General features: G+C 43.7%; 15 protein-coding genes and 1 pseudogene. 6 read left to right on the forward strand and 10 right to left on the reverse strand.

Annotated elements, in window-relative coordinates:
* Positions 1-295 precede the first annotated feature (295 nt).
* From AC58QC_RS00840 to AC58QC_RS00855, 4 genes are all read right to left on the reverse strand, one after another.
* A complete protein-coding gene (locus AC58QC_RS00840; RefSeq protein WP_497413317.1) occupies positions 296-667 on the reverse strand; it encodes an iron chaperone in 372 nt (123 codons plus the stop codon).
* 331 nt (positions 668-998) lie between these two features.
* The gene (locus AC58QC_RS00845) at positions 999-2132 is read right to left on the reverse strand and encodes an extracellular solute-binding protein (RefSeq protein WP_497413318.1); all 1134 of its coding nucleotides are present in this window, start codon (positions 2130-2132) and stop codon (positions 999-1001) included.
* On the reverse strand, positions 2133-3905 hold the full coding sequence (locus AC58QC_RS00850; protein ID WP_497413319.1) for an RNA polymerase sigma factor: 1773 nt from the start codon (positions 3903-3905) through the stop codon (positions 2133-2135).
* A gap of 246 nt (positions 3906-4151) precedes the next feature.
* Positions 4152-5105 (reverse strand): prenyltransferase/squalene oxidase repeat-containing protein, encoded by a 954-nt coding sequence (locus tag AC58QC_RS00855; protein WP_497413320.1) that lies wholly within the window; start codon positions 5103-5105, stop codon positions 4152-4154.
* Positions 5106-5443: 338 nt separating this feature from the next.
* On the opposite strand from AC58QC_RS00855, the gene AC58QC_RS00860 reads away from it, so the two are divergent.
* Positions 5444-5779: a nuclear transport factor 2 family protein gene (locus AC58QC_RS00860; protein WP_497413321.1), complete on the forward strand. Its 336-nt coding sequence runs from the start codon at positions 5444-5446 to the stop codon at positions 5777-5779.
* 68 nt (positions 5780-5847) lie between these two features.
* Here the strand turns inward: AC58QC_RS00860 and AC58QC_RS00865 are convergent, their stop codons facing one another.
* Together AC58QC_RS00865 and AC58QC_RS00870 are read right to left on the reverse strand one after the other, a co-directional pair.
* Positions 5848-6381, reverse strand: a complete 534-nt coding sequence (locus AC58QC_RS00865; RefSeq protein ID WP_497413322.1) for an HAD-IIIA family hydrolase — start codon at positions 6379-6381, stop codon at positions 5848-5850.
* Between the two features lie 201 nt (positions 6382-6582).
* Positions 6583-8070: a glycoside hydrolase family 26 protein gene (locus AC58QC_RS00870; protein ID WP_497413323.1), complete on the reverse strand. Its 1488-nt coding sequence runs from the start codon at positions 8068-8070 to the stop codon at positions 6583-6585.
* 233 nt (positions 8071-8303) lie between these two features.
* Here AC58QC_RS00870 and AC58QC_RS00875 point away from each other — a divergent pair, with 233 nt between their 5' ends.
* From AC58QC_RS00875 to AC58QC_RS00895, 5 genes and pseudogenes are all read left to right on the forward strand, one after another.
* The gene (locus AC58QC_RS00875; protein WP_497413324.1) at positions 8304-9890 is read left to right on the forward strand and encodes an alpha/beta hydrolase-fold protein; all 1587 of its coding nucleotides are present in this window, start codon (positions 8304-8306) and stop codon (positions 9888-9890) included.
* A 286-nt stretch (positions 9891-10176) separates the two neighbouring features.
* Positions 10177-10320, forward strand: a pseudogene (locus AC58QC_RS00880) (thioredoxin-disulfide reductase); the annotation flags it as partial.
* Positions 10321-10351: 31 nt separating this feature from the next.
* Positions 10352-10669, forward strand: a complete 318-nt coding sequence (locus AC58QC_RS00885) for a thioredoxin family protein (RefSeq protein ID WP_497413325.1) — start codon at positions 10352-10354, stop codon at positions 10667-10669.
* A 44-nt stretch (positions 10670-10713) separates the two neighbouring features.
* Positions 10714-11262 (forward strand): pyridoxamine 5'-phosphate oxidase family protein, encoded by a 549-nt coding sequence (locus AC58QC_RS00890; protein ID WP_497413326.1) that lies wholly within the window; start codon positions 10714-10716, stop codon positions 11260-11262.
* An 81-nt stretch (positions 11263-11343) separates the two neighbouring features.
* Complete coding sequence (locus AC58QC_RS00895; protein WP_497413327.1) at positions 11344-11826, forward strand: DinB family protein; 483 nt, start codon at positions 11344-11346, stop codon at positions 11824-11826.
* Positions 11827-11884: 58 nt separating this feature from the next.
* Here AC58QC_RS00895 and AC58QC_RS00900 read toward each other — a convergent pair whose 3' ends face one another.
* From AC58QC_RS00900 to AC58QC_RS00915, 4 genes are all read right to left on the reverse strand, one after another.
* Positions 11885-13927 carry an alpha-galactosidase gene (locus AC58QC_RS00900; RefSeq protein WP_497413328.1) on the reverse strand — a complete coding sequence of 681 codons (2043 nt, stop codon included), beginning with the start codon at positions 13925-13927 and terminating at the stop codon, positions 11885-11887.
* A 76-nt stretch (positions 13928-14003) separates the two neighbouring features.
* Entirely contained in the window at positions 14004-15620 is a 1617-nt protein-coding gene (locus AC58QC_RS00905; protein WP_497413329.1) for an extracellular solute-binding protein, read from the reverse strand.
* A gap of 126 nt (positions 15621-15746) precedes the next feature.
* The gene (locus AC58QC_RS00910; protein WP_497413330.1) at positions 15747-16637 is read right to left on the reverse strand and encodes a carbohydrate ABC transporter permease; all 891 of its coding nucleotides are present in this window, start codon (positions 16635-16637) and stop codon (positions 15747-15749) included.
* A gap of 30 nt (positions 16638-16667) precedes the next feature.
* Positions 16668-17591 (reverse strand): ABC transporter permease, encoded by a 924-nt coding sequence (locus AC58QC_RS00915; protein WP_497413331.1) that lies wholly within the window; start codon positions 17589-17591, stop codon positions 16668-16670.
* Position 17592: the final 1 nt, after the last annotated feature.

Genomic DNA, 17592 nt, shown 5'->3' on the forward strand with positions numbered 1-17592 from the left:
GGGATAGTCAGGTTAATTTCTAATCACTGCCTGAAATCCACAATATGGGGAAATACCTAGTATTGCTTAGTATACAAAACAAATAAAGCGCTCACAACCGTTAAACTACGTGCAGCGGCGTGGCACTGTTTATATTTTTGGATATTTATTTTTGAAATTAAATTTTATTACAAATTAAATATTTAGAATATTAGCCAAAGAAACCCACCCCTTATTGCAGTCATTGGACGTTAAACCAATGCTGTTATAAGGGGTGGGCTCTTGATTCTGATTGAAGAATCATTTCCTATTTTTTCTACTTCCGCCAAAAAGTTGAACAATCTGCCTTATCCAACATATTAAACTCGATCATTTTCGCAAGTAATGAGAAATCAACCGGGCTATTCCACTTGATACGTACCAACTCCTTGGTGTGATCATAACCAGCCTGCACAATGTCATCAGAAAAGTGAGTAATCCCTGCCTTTTCAGGGGCAACAGCCAAATGTTGTTTGGCTACGCTAAAGCCAATAATAAATGTGCCATGATCGGAAAACATCGGCTGATTCCATGCAATTTTTGGCACTAAACTTGGGAATTTATTAGTTACCCAAGTCAACACTTCTTCCGTTCGTTCCCGATGTTGCAGGTTATCAATGTGCGCTAAAAATTCTGTAAAAACTTCCATTCTGTTCCCTCCACAAATAAAAATGATGTCGTTCAGAGAAGTCCCTCAATCATTAGTGCATTCTCTGGTCTTTTGGAATCATATAATAAGAGTTCCCTATATTCGTCTACTAAACACTCTGGTTGACTTGATGTTGTGTAGGCAAAATGGGTATTTCATTTATTAGAAAGGGAATGTAATTATCACTAAAATTAATGTTAATATACCAAATCCTACAGAAAGCAGACCTCGACTATCATTTTTGATCAAGTACGAAGCTCCCCCGTTAAATATCAATGAACAACACACTTCTCATAAAAGGGGAAGGTGAGGAATGAAAATAGCTGATGTTCTATGAAAACCGCGTCCACGACTTTAACATATGCCTGACGTCCGCTCCATCATTAATCATTTTGTTAATGTCAACGTTGATTAATTGGCGGGATGTGTTCCATTTTTCGTTGATATAGAAGCCGCTAACTTGCACTGAATCCAATTCTTTCAAATATCGCGACCAAAACCTATGTCGGTTCATACCGCTTTTTTCGGACAGCGACCTAGTAATCGGTAAAGTCCGAGGCTGCTGAAAGTTTTCCATCCGCTCCAAGATGTAGTGTTTAAGAAAAGCCCATGCAATCTCGGGTTGCTTCGACTTCGTAGTAACACCACTCGCACCCATGTAAATCATGTTTGCCTCAACTCCGCCAGGCATACGAGGGAGTCCAACAACCCCATATTGCTCTCCTATACCGGCTCTTTCTAACCCGCCTGCAAACCAAGTATATCCAAATACTAGGGCAAAACGTTGATGCAACTCTCCTGCTTCCGACGGTTCCCCTGGTTTTCTCGTGATTTTATGTTCGCGGTACATGTCGATAATCTTCTGAAACGCCTCGACCGTTGCCTCGCTATCGACAGTTCCCCTTGAAGTAGAACCGTCCGGTACTAAATAACTTCCACCATTCCTCATGATGAACGGCTCGTAATCCTCGATATCCGGTCCGATTCCAAAACCGAACTGTGTTGCAACGCCTGATTCATTGCGTAAGGTCAACTTGTTCGCCATGGCAATCATGTCGTCCCATGTCCAATCATCTGTCGGATAAGTAATACCTGCCGCATCTAACATTGCTTTTTTATACAGGATGAGTGGAACCGCCACATCGACAGGAAGTCCCGGCAATGTGCCATCCTTTGTTGCCACCCGCATGATTCCTGAGTTCAGGTCGGCTTCAAGCCCCGGGGTCTCACGCACGAATGGTAATAAATCTATAAAGACCCCTTTTTGATTAAACAGCCACCAACCACCTGAATCCATGATGTCTGGCGCTTCTGTTTGAAATACACGCATGGATTCAAAATTATCAGCCGCTTGTTCGATAACGATCTCTACATCCGGATGAGATGCTTCGAAAGATTCCTTTGCCATCATTAAGTGATTTACATGTTCGAATTGTGTTAAATACCGTATTTGTATTTTACTCATTTATATTTCCTCCCGATCCCATGTACTTAATGCATTTTCCAAATAGCCAATTGCAGCCGTTTCAAACTCTCTAGCTTTTTGCAATAGTGCTATGCACTCGTTTCTAGTCTCTGGTGATAGTAAAGTTGAATTGCGTATAAAAGGCAACTTACTACTCACCATCTCAAGTTGTTTGGCGCCTTGCATATATGCTTCCGAAGCGAGCAATACCAACCTCATGGCTTCTCCTGTTAAAGGGACGGTCCTCAAGAATTTAGCCGCATATTGTTTGGCTTCCATATACACAGCAGATAATTGACCCATACCATAACGATTAGGAAGAACGGAGGGGTTGCTCAAGTGCCCAACCCAGCGGTCAAAGGCAGAAAGGCCTGAGGTATATGATAAATATACGGTCTTCGGCAAATAATCACATCCCGTACGAGCATACCGAACTGCAAACTGAATCTGTCTAAGCGCCCTTTCTACTTCCGACTCTTTCTTCACCTCAATCTTTTCATCGATCCCTGCAAGAAATCGCAGGGGGTTTTCCGCTAAGTCCTCGTATGACAAGGTTTTTCCTTCCGGTCGCATGATGTCTGTCACATACACTTCCCGCTTGTTGTCGTCGTATCCATAGATTAAAGTCCATTCATGAACATATGGCGACGTTGCCAAAGTATCAAAATACAACACTGGCTTCCCTGTATCCACATACTTACGGATGAACGGCAGGATCGCCTCTTCAATTGGCAATACTACTGGAAAACGTTCCGCAGCTGCCAACAGAGGTATAGCTGCTTGCGACAATTGGCCACAAAGAATACTGACTTTATAGCCCAAATCTTCCATGAATGTACTCAGAATATGGCGCCAGTCAAAGATATAAATTCCGTCGGCATATGTGGTCTTGTCAGAGATTTTAAAACGAAAAGCAAATCCCGACACTCCCATTAACTCGGACATGGTCCTATGGTCACCCATCGTAGCTAACATGTGTCCTATACGATCGATGAACGTCATTAGGACAGTCGATGTCACCGGCCATTCCGTCAATTGGATTTTCCTTGCATGCATCATTTCGGCTCCTCCTTTCTCTGGCGGAAGGCCTAACATTACACGAACATGGGCTTGGCGGAGCTTACGCCTGGAACGATGGAGATACGTATGTACAGATCCTGTCGTTGTATGATACATTGCCGCGATTTCATCAGGGGACAATTGCCGGAAGAAATGCGCTTCAAACATCCCTCGCTCTTTACGGTTTAAGCAATGAAGCAGAATGTGGATCGTCTCATACAGTTCTTTTCGTACTACTAATTCCTCTGGATTGTTTTCTTTATCCGCTGCCATAGAAGTTGTTCTGGTCAAGTGATACAAGATCGATTCGAGATTCTCCCAATCCACGTTTCCGCCGCCGACCCTATCCTGTTCATCCCATCCCCCAATCGGTCGCTCACGCCGAAACGGGCCTCCGCGTCGTAGACGCATCTTAGCCTGGTTTTGTACGATCCGATGCAGCCAAGGCAAGAAACGGCTCGTATCCGCCAACGTCCCCACATGGAGAAATGCTCGAATTAGCGCTTCTTGAACAACATCATCTGCCAAATGTGGGTCACCGGTCATATGTTCCGCCCACTGCCGGGCCCGCCCCCTGTGCATCTGAATTAACTCACCAAATGCTTCAGTATCCCCGTGCTTTGCCCGTTCCGCAAGATCACGGTCACGAAGTGCCTGTGTATGTACCGACGATCGCTCTTCAATCTCCAATTGTTTGCCATGATCAGCGCCCATGCCGGCCCTCCTAGATATTTAGGTCTTCCATAAGAGTAGATGCCACTCAATGCCAGTTACTGAACAAAATTGCAAAAAATAAAAAACATGACTGCAAGATGCTTTAACAATTGGTGCAGTGGCTTTCAGCCCTCGAAATCGAAACAGCGACAGCCAGAGACTAGAAAATAAAGTCTTAGACTGTCGCTAATTTAGCTAGTGGCACTTAACGCGCCAACAGTTGCCAATCCTCTTCCATCGGATACGTTAGTGTCGTGTTGAATACCAATCCAGCACACGTAAGGCGCGGAGAGTGTTCCAGCGGCTTGGCTCGCCTTCCACATCTTCCATGTCGAAGTGAACTCGATCGGGGTGAGAGTTCTCGAGCGGCCATTTCCCATTGTGGTCTTGTTTCTTCGCCACTAGTCCGACGGCCTCGGTGACCCGTTCATCGGGTTTGACACCCGCACTGCGTAAGTAATCAAGACCCCGCAGTACGTCGTAATGCCACGTGGTCGGGAACGAGAAACGCGTCCAATTGGGATCGATCACCTCGCCTGATGATAGGGACCTCAACATGCGACGCTCCAAAAGGTACTCTTGTGCCCGGACGCGGGCGTCCGTTACCGCAGCAGATCTACCCTTAGCCTTTTCGTACTCTAATAGTCCTTCCAGGATGCAGATGGTGCTGTGGAAAGAGGATCGTCGACTTTGAGGGGCGTCGCAATTCCAGCCTCCGTCCTCAAGCTGCTCACCGAGGAGTCGGTCGACTAACCGATAGCTTGCCTCTCCGAAGTAGGCACCCACTCCAAGAATCCAACCATTGACACAGGGCTCAGTCTCGCCGTCGAAGTAGGGCTGGCCGCCCATTTGCTGCGGCCAGGTGATGTGGTCACGCACGAGGCCGATCGATCTGCGTGCTTCCTCTCCCGATGGATCCAAGCCTAGGTCCTTCAAAAGCAACAAGGTGTAGCTCGTGCATAGCCAGTTCCGAGCGTCCGCGTCCCCGCCCCAGTTGCCCTCCGAAGATTGCAAGCCGAGGATCCGGGCACCCCAACCTTCTGAGGCAATCCGTGATCGCTCCGCGGCAACACGGTCATCTGGATCATTGGTTAGGTCACGCATTACCTGCCAGCGGATCGCAGGGTCTCCCTCAAGCAGCCACTCTAATACTGATTTCTTTGGCTTCGGAATTTGCCACTCGGGAATTGTTATTGTCATCTAATGGTTCCTCCTTACTTTGGTCAAGTTCATTCTACTACGTATCCTACTTGGCTGTTTTCGACCATTGCAAAATATTTTTATTTTTGTATTCGTGATGTAATTAAACTATCCTGCCCTGTAGTCAAATGAAAAAAAGAGACCCACAGCAACGGGCTGAGGGTCTAAGTTTATATTTAAAAGGGGGTCGATCTTTATTATAGGCTTGAAAGATTAATAACACATGAAAATAAGATTTCAATTATGTAACAATTACTTAATGGTTCTCAGTTAGTATAATATTGTAATAATTAATATACTAACTAAAAACAATATCTTTATTTATGGAGGAAAGTAATATGAGTGAGTCTGTTGTACAAAGACAATTACAAGCGTATAACGATAAAAATATTGCATTATTTATGGGATGTTATAGTGAAGATGTTAAAATATTCGAATTTCCTAATACACTTACCATGGAAGGTCAAGAGGCCATGAGAGAGCGCTATCAAAAATTGTTCGAAACATACCCTAATATGATAGCAACTGTTGATAAAAGAATATTTCATGGAAAATATGTAATCGACCATGAAGAAATAACTGGAAGATTAGAAGGTGCCATTCTAGAAGCAGTTGCAATGTATGAAATAAAGGATGATCTAATCACAAAGGTTTGGTTTCTAAAAGGTGATTAGTGAACATTTGAAGGGCTGCCCCGCGGCAGCCCTTTAAATGTTCAACTATCGTTTCTCGTCGTAATTTTTCACGAGTGATTTTGCAAAATCCATTTCACCGCATCATTCATATTTTCTGCAATATATTCTGGTTCAGTTTCTTTCCATTTGATTCGATAGTCCTTAAGTGATGCTTCTCCCCAGCCAGTTCTAACTAATATTTTCTTTGCCCCAACCGCATGCGCTGCTAACATATCCGTATCACCGACATCCCCTATCACTGCACACTGCTTCAAATCAAGCCCATATTTTTCTGCTGCCTCAAGTAACATCCCAGGATTTGGTTTTTTACAAACACATTGATCATTACTACAATGGGGACAAATGAACGAATCATCAAACCCATATTCTTTAAATTGAGTTCGAAAGTCATCAATACTTGCCTGTCCTCGGGAGATTCGGTGCTGATTTGTAAAAGCATATACCTTGATTCCCGATGCTTTTAAATCGTTTATTGATTCTTGAACACCTTCGTATAAAGAAAACTCTTTGGGATGAATAAAATGTCCTGTACCGCCGATAGTTCCGTCACGATCTAAAAATACAGCTTGTATTTTTGACATAAAGATTCATTCCTTTCTAGCGACATCCTAATGCCTTTCTCACAAGGTAATTCGCTAGTAGTGGATAATTCCCTTCCTTAATAAATCGGAATCATTCATTTAATTCACCTATGCAAATCTGACCGTTACATGAACAAACAGAAAAGAGCTTACGCGAGGCAAGCTCCTATCATTCACCGTTAGCCGAGTTAACAAATACTCTTATTCTCTGCTCTGCAAAGACTTTAATCCACTTCGAAAGGAATTCATGACTGACTTGTTATCATCAATTTCATAAATCCGGGCAGGTTTTTCCCCATCCCAATCTATGTCATTCCACCAGATCGCGACTTTAATTTTCGGATACATGGGGATCATACGAAACATGTCTTCAATCCATGCCGCCTTGTCGCCTCCGATCGAACTTGAAGCAAATTCTGTAATCATCAATGGCTTATCAAACCATTGTACATATCGTTTGTATGGAAGGTCGTACAGTTCTTGAAACGTACTCCACTTTTCGCCTGCCGCTTTGTAATAATCCCCTGTATTATAGGCTGTTAAACCTACCACATCCACATATTCATCACCAGGATAATACATTAACTCGTGATTCCAAGCAAAATCTGGCTTCGATTCATGATTTGGATTCCACACCCAGATCACATTGTCGACCCCGTTTTCGTTGAATACTTTGTACACGTATTTCCAGACCGCTTTATATAAATCAGTGTCTTTCGAAGCGAAATAAGCTGAATACCCAACCCAGTCCCCATTCATTTCATTGTTTAGCCGAAACAATACAGGATGACCAAACCCTTTTAAATCTTTTGCGTATTGTCGAAAATAGGCATCGTATTTTCCGTTTAATATGTCATATGTGAAATTGGCTTTGTGTTCGCTACCGATGGTTTGCAATGTCAATTCCACCAAACGGTCATTATGCCATGCATTCATTAATGCTTGTTTCGGGAGTTCTTGGGTGATGGATTGATAACGTACAAGGACATCAAACGTGTAATGTAAATAATCTTCTTTTTTCTTGAGGTTCGTGAACTTATCAGGCGCGTCAGGCTGAAAAATCCCCCATCTGAGTAGGTCGTTTTTGAAATAGTGATTGTAGGCCTTCAATGTTTCTTTGTTTCTTAGTAACGGCAACTCCTTAAAATGAGTTTCCAGTGTAACGGTCTCTGTTTTATCCATGATCTTAAAACCATTGATCCATTCTAACTCATTTTGAATCGGCAATCTGGATTTGATCAGTAGTGTGTATACCTCTACGTTGTTTTTGGCAATCTCAATGGATACATAATAATTTTTGTCATCTGGAATTTTAGTAAGTTTATCACGATGCCACTTGAGAACATGGGTTTTCATCCCGTTTAGTATCTTGGTTTCGTCTTTCTCCACCATATTATAAGTATCCTCAATCACTTTTTGATTGGAATAGCTCATGTAAATACACGAATCCGCTATCGTGCCTTGAAAGTTATCATAATAAATTTCGATCTTGGTGTTAGGATCATACAACACGGTTCGAATGGGCTGCAATGAACGTTCTACTACCATGGAATCAGGATAAGTTAATCTGTAGCCGTTGACATTATCCTCCAAAAGCTTTTCTTTGACATTATTTCCGTACGATTTGATTGTCATGCTGACACACAAAAGCACTGATATCACGAATACTAAAACCCACATCTTCTTCATTGAATTCCCTCAATTAGGTTTACTTTATCAATCATACTCTGCACCATTACTACCAGTTCGTTACAATATTTTCTATATATTCTCCCCCTGAATTAGACCAATTAATCCATTCGCATATTTAAAACACAATACACACCCAAAAATATACAATTAAGAAAAATTTTCCAATGATAGAATGAGTAACGAGATGGCGTTTTAAATCCATTCAACTCATAAGGGGTGTCTTTTCAAACATGTATTTATCTCATCTATTACTCGTCTTATCTCTCAGTTGTTTGCTGACAGCATCAGGTTGTTCAAGCAATTCATCTTCATCAAGCGTATCCGTTAATCAAGCCAATAAAGCGGTAGAGTTGAAAGTCGCTGCTATTACGGCGAGTGGAAATGACGGCAATGTACCTGAAAATACGGTCGATCATCGCTTCGACTCTCGCTGGTCAGCCAATGGAGATGGTCAATGGATCCTGTATGACTTGGGCATAAAAAGTGCTGTTTCATCCTTACAAATTGCATTCTATCAAGGAAACACACGCAGTTCATCCTTCGATATCGAACTATCTGATGATAACCAAACTTTCCGTAAAATGATCTCTGGGAAAAGCTCTGGGACATCTAGTGAACTGGAAACATTCGAATTTCCAGAAACAGAAGCCCGCTATGTACGTATTCTCGGACATGGTAACTCGACAGGAAACGGCTGGAACAGCATCTCGGAAACCTCAATCTTTGGCAAGAATGAAAAGTCTGCATTAGTTAAGGAGATTCCTTCCACTCCTGAGCAATTAAAAGTAGTGGCAGGAGACACAGAGGCTAATCTCTCATGGACACCAGCCAAAGCTGCCGAAAAATACGTGATACAACGCAGCACTATGCCTGAAAGCGGATTTGAAACCATAAATAACTTTGTATCAACAACTACATATAAAGACTCCAATCTGATTGATGGAAAAACCTACTATTATCAAGTTGCAGCAGCCAATGCTTTAGGGGAAAGCAAGTATTCCCCTCCTGTCTCCGTAAAACCTGAGTGGAAGAACAACCCTGCTGACATGCCACAAGCCTCACAGTTGAAACGCATCACGTTGCAAAGTGCAGCTTTAGGTAAAGACATGATTCTAAGTTTGTACCTGCCTAAAGGCTACGATGGCAAAAAGAAGTACCCTGTTTTATATCTATATCACGGCTTCAATGGCAATGAGACCAGCTGGATGCCTGGGATTGGAATCGAGAAAAAAGCAGATGAACTCATTGCTTCTGGAAAAATTAATCCTATCATTATTGTTGCCCCTCAGGCTGATAACGGATATGGCCTTAACACGCCCAAAGTAGGAATCGGTGGTCAGTATGAGGATTACATCACCCAGGAAGTTATTCAATATGTGGACTCTCATTTGAGTACAATTTCAAACCGTGAAGGACGTTATATCGGTGGTCAGTCCATGGGGGGATTCATAAGTTTGCACAGCGCATTTCGCCATCCAGATTTATTTAGTAAGGTAGGTGGACATATGCCGGCTGTCTGGCTTGATGATTTTTCGAAAGTCGGAGACTTGAAAAGCTTTCTTTACCCGACTGATGAGATTAGAAAAGAAAGAGATCCGCTAATCATCGCCAAAACTGCCGATCTACAACAACTTCAGGTCTATCTGGATTGTGGTGATCAAGATGATAATAAATTTTATGAAGGTACCGAGATGCTCTATCAACTGCTCACGCAACGTGGTATCCAATCCGAATATCACCATAGTGCAGGTAAACATGATAGCAATTATATTCGGGCAAATGTGGAGAACTATTTAATTTTTTACGCAGGAAAATAAGTTTCTTATCAAAACATCATTCAAAATAAAAAGGGTAGCCTAGAACTTATCCCATTACAGTGCTCGCACTAGTTATCGGTTAAGGAGGATACCCTTTTCGCATTTTTATTATTTACGAGGAATATACTTGTCCCCTATTATCGTGCCTCAACTCCTTTTCTTTTATGTGGGGCACCTCCGTTGTAACAACCAAAATTAATTTATCTAGTTACTTGCCAACCGTGATTGTTCATGTTATAGTATGATCCGTAACCATCGTAACGTAAATTAATAGTTACATTCAGACACTTCCGAAACAAGCATCCCTGGCGTTTTTGCATGCGGAGATGTCCAGGACAACAAATATCGTCAGGCGATTACGGCGGCGGGCAGCGGTGCAATGGCAGCTATCGATGTCGAGAAATTTTTGGAGCATAACGAAAACCATTAATTCACAATATATGGAGAAGGGATCGATAAACATGGAACGTATTCAAACACAACAGCAATTTCAAGAGAAAATCAACGGTGAAGGCTACACGATTATGAAATTCGATGCCACTTGGTGTCATGATTGTAAAAATTTAGAGCGATTTATCGGTGACATTATTAACGAACATTCGGATAAGCAATTCTATGCGGTGGATTCCGAGCAATTCGAAGAGCTTACCGAAAAATATGACGTCAGAGGAATTCCTAGCTTGCTGGTATTTAAGAATGGGGAGAAATTAGCGCATCTGCACAGTAAATTTGCAAAGACCCCTGCACAAATCCGAGAGTATTTGGAAACGATCAATTGATTCGTCATTTACCAAACTCCACTAATTGAAAGGCGATGAATACGATGTTTCCACTTCGCAATGTGAAACGCAGCTCGACGGATGAAGACAAAATCCAGCGCTTTCTTGAACAAGCCCAAATTGGATTTCTCGGCTTATCTTCAGAAGATGTCCCTTATGTCATTCCACTCAATTTCTCTTTTCTGAACAACGCCATTTATTTTCATGGGGCAGAAGAAGGAAGAAAAATCACTTATATCGAGCAAAACCCTCGAGCCTGTTTCACCATCAGTGAAAATTACGGAACCATCACGAGCCCGATACCCGCTAAAACGGATACCGCCTTTATGAGTGTTATCATCGAAGGTAACTTGGAACGTGTACACGATTTAGATGAAGCCACGGCCGCCATGCAGGTCATGCTGGATAAATATGTGCCAGGCTATTATGATAAACCGCTGGGGCGGACTCATTTGGAGCGGTACATTTCCCCGCTAGGGAGTAAAACCGCTATCTTTAAATTAAGCGCGGTTGATTTGACGGCCAAAGAGAAAGCAGAAATCCCCGATCGCATGTTCTATGAAGGTAGAAGCGTTCAGAACGACAAGGCGTAACGCCTCTTTTCAAAGAAAAGCCTGGTAATGAATTAGAAAAAGAGAAACATATAAATCATAAACAATCGAGGAGCGATACAGATGAAAACAACTATTTTCGAAGAATTGATCAATATTAGAACAGAAACACTGAAAGCATTCGAAGGCCTAACTGAGGAACTCGCGGATCGCATTCCCGCTGGTTTCCGCAATAATATCCGGTGGCACCTTGGTCACATCTATGTCGTTACGGAGTTCTTGGCGCTATCGCAGCTGAAAAATATCCCGTTGCATCTGCCAGAAGGGTTTACTGATCGGTTCGTTTCCGGTAAGTCGCCCTTGGACACGTTCCCTGCTTCGCTACCTAATCCGACATTGCCAGAATTGAAAACCCTGCTGACAGAACAGCTGGATAGAATTCGCGAGCAGTATCCAATGGACCGCTTGAACGAAGATGTAGCTGCGCTTAATACGTCCACGGGACTTGCTCTAGTAACTCCAGAGCAAGCGCTCCGTTATAACCTGTACCATGAAGGTTTGCACTTCGGAACCCTTTCCACTTATAAAAGATTATTGTCCCAATAATAGCAAAAGCGAAAAATAGCCTTAAGTTAAAAAAGAGCTGCGCATGCAGCTCTTTCCTCTATAGATTCAACTTAAAAATCTTCGACTCTGCCGGTTCCAAGCGAACGCTTAAATCTCCTGTTGACTGAAATGCGGTTTCCTCCCAAAGATCATGCAGCCAATACGTCGCATTTTTGGGCAGACCCAAACGCTCAATGGATATATGTTTCTCAACCGTTTCATCTTTATTAAAGTTAAACACGGCTATAAAACAGTCGTTATCTGCCATTTTGAAAAACACATTGTCGGAAGCAGCATCTGTATTTCCCTCAACCGGAACAAAACTTTTTCCTGTCCCTGCAATTTTTAGTAGCTCCGGTCGGCTCAACCAGTCCTCTGCCCTAGTTCTTGCTTCCTCATTACGGAAATCATCCCCCATGAGAAGAACTGTCCCGGCAATGAGGGAAGCGTTCAGACGACTCCTACCTTCCTGTGCCATCGTAGGTTCTTGGTTGAAGCTCTTATATAGTACGGTATGGTCAGGATCATTGAAAGGAAATAGGGTCCCATTCATCCACCAACCATATGTGAGTGAATTCAACATATACTCCGTATCCTTCAGTGTACCGAAAGCATCACATGAAATGCGCCTGCTATGCGCGTATTGATGTGGAAACATCGGCGCGATGGACAAATTTATAAAGAAGGGACGCCCAATAACCATGGGATCAAGCCTAGTCTTGATCAAATCCATGCCAAGGTTGTAGGCTTGAAGTCCTGTACGTACTTCTTTATCGAAGTGCATGCCTTCCAAAGCACCGTGTCCAAGGAAGTCGAGTTTAATGTACTCGAAGCCCCACCTGACAAAACGTTCAAGATGCCACTCCGTCCGCATTAGATTGCCAGGGTGGGTAGAATCAATCGCAAGTCCGCCGTCCAACTCGGGTAAAATTTGCCCCTGTTCATCGCGCAGCAGAAGATCTCGGTACGTATACTTGCCATCGGTGCCTTCCACAACCCGATCGAAATCGTTCCCCCAGAAAGCAAAAGGTGTCCAATAAATGCCGGGTTTTTGTCCATTGTCACGAACGTGACGCACGGCGTCTTCGAGCTGCTCCTGCGATAAGTTCGTCCAGAATGAATCAAAGTTTATATAGACCGTCCCCTGATGATGAAACCCGCCATCGTGCAAGCTCTTTAAGAAGTCCGACGTATGGGTGTAAAGCTCGTAGTCGAGTTCGCCCCCAGCCGCCGACCAGCTATTCCATCCGAACGGAACACCGTGGTCCCATTGAAGAGGCGGGACTATAACTGCATTTGCCTTCCCGTATTCCTCCAGTCCGGTTCTGTAATCATCAAACATGCCCACAAAGATGCGCGGTGAAGCAACTGTTTTGCCGATCAGTGTACCGTGAGGCATGGTATCGCGTGTATATTCTCCTACTGCTCCACCATATACCTCCAGATGGTGGATAGCAGCTCCTTCAGATCCAACCACTTTCAGACCGGTTTTCCAAGTATCATGTGTAACAGAACCAACAACTAACCCTTTTCTCGATACAGGTTCAAATATAGCTGTTACCTCGTAGCTTTCCAGCTGATTCGGCATAGCGATTGATTCGTAACGCACCCACTTGTCGTTATCGAAAGGCACCAGCAGCGCACGTAATTCCTTTACCTCTACGTCCAAAGACATCGCTGATGATCCCGTAGCTGGATTCACCGTCAATGGAGAAATATAGTTCGTCTCCAAAGCTTCCAATTCACCCTCCAGCTCGACTTGAACGAAAAAATATGGCACTTTTTCATAGAGCCAGAACGTTTGCGTCATAACCGGAAGCGACTCAGCTGAATGAATCACAGAGAAGCGGAGACCTGTGCCGAAATCATCATGGATCATATGATTGCCGCTAACGGCCAGTTTGTGCTCTGAATATTCGGTCGAAGCAAAGTATTTGCCTTCAATCCGCACTGCACTGTAAGCGCTGCTTAAGCGGCTCCCTGAATCCCATTCATATTCGGTTAATCCGCTTGCCAAATCCACAATAATTCGGCACAACCCATTTTCTACAACCACTTGCCCGTTCAACTCTTGAAAGATAATCGTACTGGAAATCATCATTATCCGCTCCTTCACGCCTATTTAAATGAAGAAGGAAGCCGGAACAGTGCCTCGGCTTCCTGATCTGCATCCTCTCTTACTTCCAAAGATCCATGCGTTTCTTGTAGTTGTCGCTCATGATTTTCTCAACCTTCTCGTCACCTGCCGCCTTCATATCGGCAAGCATTTTATCGAACAAAGCGGCTGCATCCGTATCGGTCTTAGAGATGATCACTTTCGTAATTGTCTGGCTCATGATATCTGAAATCTTCTGGCTGACGAGCGCATCCGGGGTGCCACCGGCAGGGCCGAGATTATCATAAGCCGCTGTTTCCCACACCGTATCGGACAAGTTCTTCAGTGCCATCTGGTCGATCTCGTTACGTTGGTAACGTCCCGGCAAATCATACGGCGTACCGTCGGAGCCTTTACCGTTCTTCACGAACCAAGTCCATTTGCGAATACCTGTTTTCTTCGCGAAGTTATCCCAATCATCTTTAAAGCCTTGAAGAACTTCCGGACGCGGCGTATGCTTGCCGTCCTTCTTATCCCAGTGCACACCCTCTATTCCCCACATGAGAAGGTACTGGCCTTCTTCGCTAGCAAGGAAGTCAATGAGTTTCATCGTTCTTTCTGGGTTTTTATTCGTTTTTGTGATCGCTATCGCATCCCAACCGAGCGAGCTTTTGGGTCCTAATGTCGTTTTTGCCGGGTCAACGCCAGGTCCTACAAGTTTATACGGATAAAGCTGATTTTCAGGTCCGCCTGCTTTCTTAAGCACGCCGTTAGGCGTACCGAAATCCCAATAAGCGCCTGGTGATGCAAATACAAGTCCGTTAGAAATTTTTTGCTCCCACGTTTGCTTCTTGTTGACTGGCCATTCCGGATCAATCAATCCTTGGCGGTACAGCTTATTCAAGTACAACAGCATGTCCTTATATTTCGGATCCTTCACATCGTACTTCAGTGTTCCATTATCTTCGTAGTATGTTTTCATCCCCCACATGCCTTTAAACGTTCCGAGCACAGCGCCCATGTTTTCACCGTTGAAGCTCATCGGGAATACGTCTTTACCGTCCACTTTGCCGAGCTTTGTTTTAAAATCTTTCAGCAGCGTCTCGAATTCATCTGCCGTGAACGGCTTTCCGCCTTCAGCTTTGTCCGGAGCAATCTGTTTAAGCCAATCCTTGCGCATATTTATGCCGAATACGGGCTCATTCTCCGGGCCGTACCAGTTAGAAAGATAGTAGTTTTTCCCGTCGGTAAACCGCGTCTTTTTCAAGGTTTCCCCATACATTTTCTGCACGTTGGGACCATATTTCGCAATTAGATCATCCAGCGGAATAATCGCCCCTGCGGCGATGTACTTACTAACGATATCTCCGCGGTCCATTAGCACAAGATCCGGCAGATCGCTGCTGGCGAGCATCAGATTCAGCTTTTCGGAAGGATTGCCCGTTGGCTGCTGAATTTCGATCGTAACACCCGTCCGTTTCGTAATTTCCTTCGCAACATCGTTCGTGAAAGCATCGCCCGTATTTTTATCAAAGAACGTCATTTTTATCGGTGTCGTGTCGTTTGCTTTGTTATCGGTTGTAGCAGCTGGCTTAACGCTTGTAGAGGCCGTATCTTCCTTCGTAGAGCAACCGGCGATAACGGAACCCATAAGGACCGTTGAAAGCAGCACATTGAACGATTTCCTGGATTTGAACATGGTATAAAATCCCCCTTGACTAATTGTATTGGAAACAACATCTGATTACTTTGATTTCTAGGGTATCGTCCTATCCACTATGGATTGGGCTCCCAACCACCGCCTTTCAAGAATGAGCAAGCTGGATTAGGCTTTAACTGCTCCCACGGTCATGCCTTTGACAAAATATTTTTGCAAGAATGGATAAACGATGACAATAGGCACCGTCGCCACGATCGTTGCAGCCATACGGATCGAATCTGACGATACGGCGAGGCGTTTCGCCGAGTCCGCCATCTGCTGCGCATCCGACACCATAGAAGATGTCTGATATTGATTCAAAATTTTAACGAGAACAGCCTGTAGCGTCTTCAGTTCAGGCTTGTAGGTGAATACATAGGAATCGAACCAAGAATTCCAATGACCGATCGCCGTAAACAATCCGATCGTAGCAAGCACCGGAGTCGTCAAGGGCAATACGATCTTGACGAATATTTGCAGATCGTTTGCACCGTCCATTTTCGCAGATTCATCTAATTCCCCAGGAAGCTGCTGAATAAATGTGCGTACCAGTATCATAAAAAACACATTCATAAGACCTGGCGCTATGTACACCCAGAATGTATCAATAAGGTGCAAACTCTTTAAAATCATATAGTATGGGATTAAGCCTCCGCCAAAGTACATCGTGAATATGAAGAAAAGTGTGATGAACTTCCCACCGACCAAATCACGCTTGCTGAGCGGATATGAAAGTAGACTGATTACCAGAACAGCGAGAGGTGTGCCGATCAGTGTGCGTGCTAGCGTCACTTTGACCCCATTAATAATCTCCTGATCGCCTAAAATCTGCACATAGCTTGTTATGGAAAACACCCTCGGCCAGAAATAAACACCGCCCCGGATCGTATCCTCAGCACTGTTAAGAGACAGGACTAGAATGTTCCAGAAAGGGTAGAACGTTGCAATAAACACCAGAAAGAGGAACGCATAAACGAACCAGGTGAAAACGATATCGCCACTCGATTTTGTTCTCATTCAGACCCACCATTTCCTATCTATTTCTTATTAGAACAAAGATTGTTGATTCATTCGCTTGGAAAACGTGTTGACACTGATTACCAGGATGAAAGCAATGACCGATTTGAACAACCCAACCGCAGCACCATAAGAGAACATACCATTCTGGAGTCCGTATCGGTACGTGTAGGTATCGATAACGTCTGAGTATTTCAATATCGTGTTGTTTTGCAACAAATACTGCTGATCGAACCCCGCGTTCAAAATACCTCCTATGGATAAAATAGCCAGAATGACGATCGTGGGGCGTAAAGACGGAAGTGTGACATGAAACATTTGGCGTATGCGGTTGGCACCATCAACTCTAGCTGCTTCATATTGTTCGGGATTGATAGCGGATATTGCAGCCAAATACATGATTGCGTTAAACCCCATATCTTTCCACATATTGGATACGGCAATGATCCCCCAGAAATAATGGCCATTTTGGAAAAATTGCACCGGTTGTTCCGTAATGTTCATTAGCATCAATAACTTGTTGATTAGACCTTGCGAAGATAGCAGCGTTATGATGATGTTTGCAGCAATAACCCAAGATATAAAATGAGGTAAATAAGATACCGTTTGTACCAATTTTCTGAATACGCCGGTCTTCACCTCATTGATCATAAGGGCCAACAGAATTGGTGCTGGAAATCCAACCAACAGCGATAAGAAGCTTTGCGCTAATGTATTGCGCATGATGATATAAAAATCACCGCTTGTGAAGAAGTACCGAAACCACTCGAAGCCAACAAACTTGCTCGTAAAGAACTGGTGAAAAAAAGAACCTCCGCCAGGCGAGTAGTTGATGAACGCCATGTACAAGCCGAACATCGGACCATATGAAAATAAGATGGTAGAGATGAAGGCGGGCAGGATCATTAGGTATAAATATTTTTGCCCCTTCATCCTTTTAAGTCGCACTTCCATA

The organism is Paenibacillus sp. J22P51 (genome assembly GCF_059692215.1).

Excerpts from the sequence above, each read along its gene's own strand:
- AC58QC_RS00905 (WP_497413329.1), bottom strand. The coding sequence starts at position 15,620 with ATGTTCAAATCCAGGAAATCGTTCAATGTGCTGCTTTCAACGGTCCTT.
- AC58QC_RS00875 (WP_497413324.1), top strand. The coding sequence starts at position 8,304 with ATGTATTTATCTCATCTATTACTCGTCTTATCTCTCAGTTGTTTGCTG.
- AC58QC_RS00850 (WP_497413319.1), bottom strand. The coding sequence starts at position 3,905 with ATGGGCGCTGATCATGGCAAACAATTGGAGATTGAAGAGCGATCGTCG.
- AC58QC_RS00845 (WP_497413318.1), bottom strand. The coding sequence starts at position 2,132 with ATGAGTAAAATACAAATACGGTATTTAACACAATTCGAACATGTAAAT.
- AC58QC_RS00860 (WP_497413321.1), top strand. The coding sequence starts at position 5,444 with ATGAGTGAGTCTGTTGTACAAAGACAATTACAAGCGTATAACGATAAA.
- AC58QC_RS00915 (WP_497413331.1), bottom strand. The coding sequence starts at position 17,591 with ATGGAAGTGCGACTTAAAAGGATGAAGGGGCAAAAATATTTATACCTA.
- AC58QC_RS00865 (WP_497413322.1), bottom strand. The coding sequence starts at position 6,381 with ATGTCAAAAATACAAGCTGTATTTTTAGATCGTGACGGAACTATCGGC.
- AC58QC_RS00840 (WP_497413317.1), bottom strand. The coding sequence starts at position 667 with ATGGAAGTTTTTACAGAATTTTTAGCGCACATTGATAACCTGCAACAT.
- AC58QC_RS00890 (WP_497413326.1), top strand. The coding sequence starts at position 10,714 with ATGTTTCCACTTCGCAATGTGAAACGCAGCTCGACGGATGAAGACAAA.
- AC58QC_RS00885 (WP_497413325.1), top strand. The coding sequence starts at position 10,352 with ATGGAACGTATTCAAACACAACAGCAATTTCAAGAGAAAATCAACGGT.
- AC58QC_RS00900 (WP_497413328.1), bottom strand. The coding sequence starts at position 13,927 with ATGATGATTTCCAGTACGATTATCTTTCAAGAGTTGAACGGGCAAGTG.
- AC58QC_RS00855 (WP_497413320.1), bottom strand. The coding sequence starts at position 5,105 with ATGACAATAACAATTCCCGAGTGGCAAATTCCGAAGCCAAAGAAATCA.
- AC58QC_RS00895 (WP_497413327.1), top strand. The coding sequence starts at position 11,344 with ATGAAAACAACTATTTTCGAAGAATTGATCAATATTAGAACAGAAACA.
- AC58QC_RS00910 (WP_497413330.1), bottom strand. The coding sequence starts at position 16,637 with ATGAGAACAAAATCGAGTGGCGATATCGTTTTCACCTGGTTCGTTTAT.
- AC58QC_RS00870 (WP_497413323.1), bottom strand. The coding sequence starts at position 8,070 with ATGAAGAAGATGTGGGTTTTAGTATTCGTGATATCAGTGCTTTTGTGT.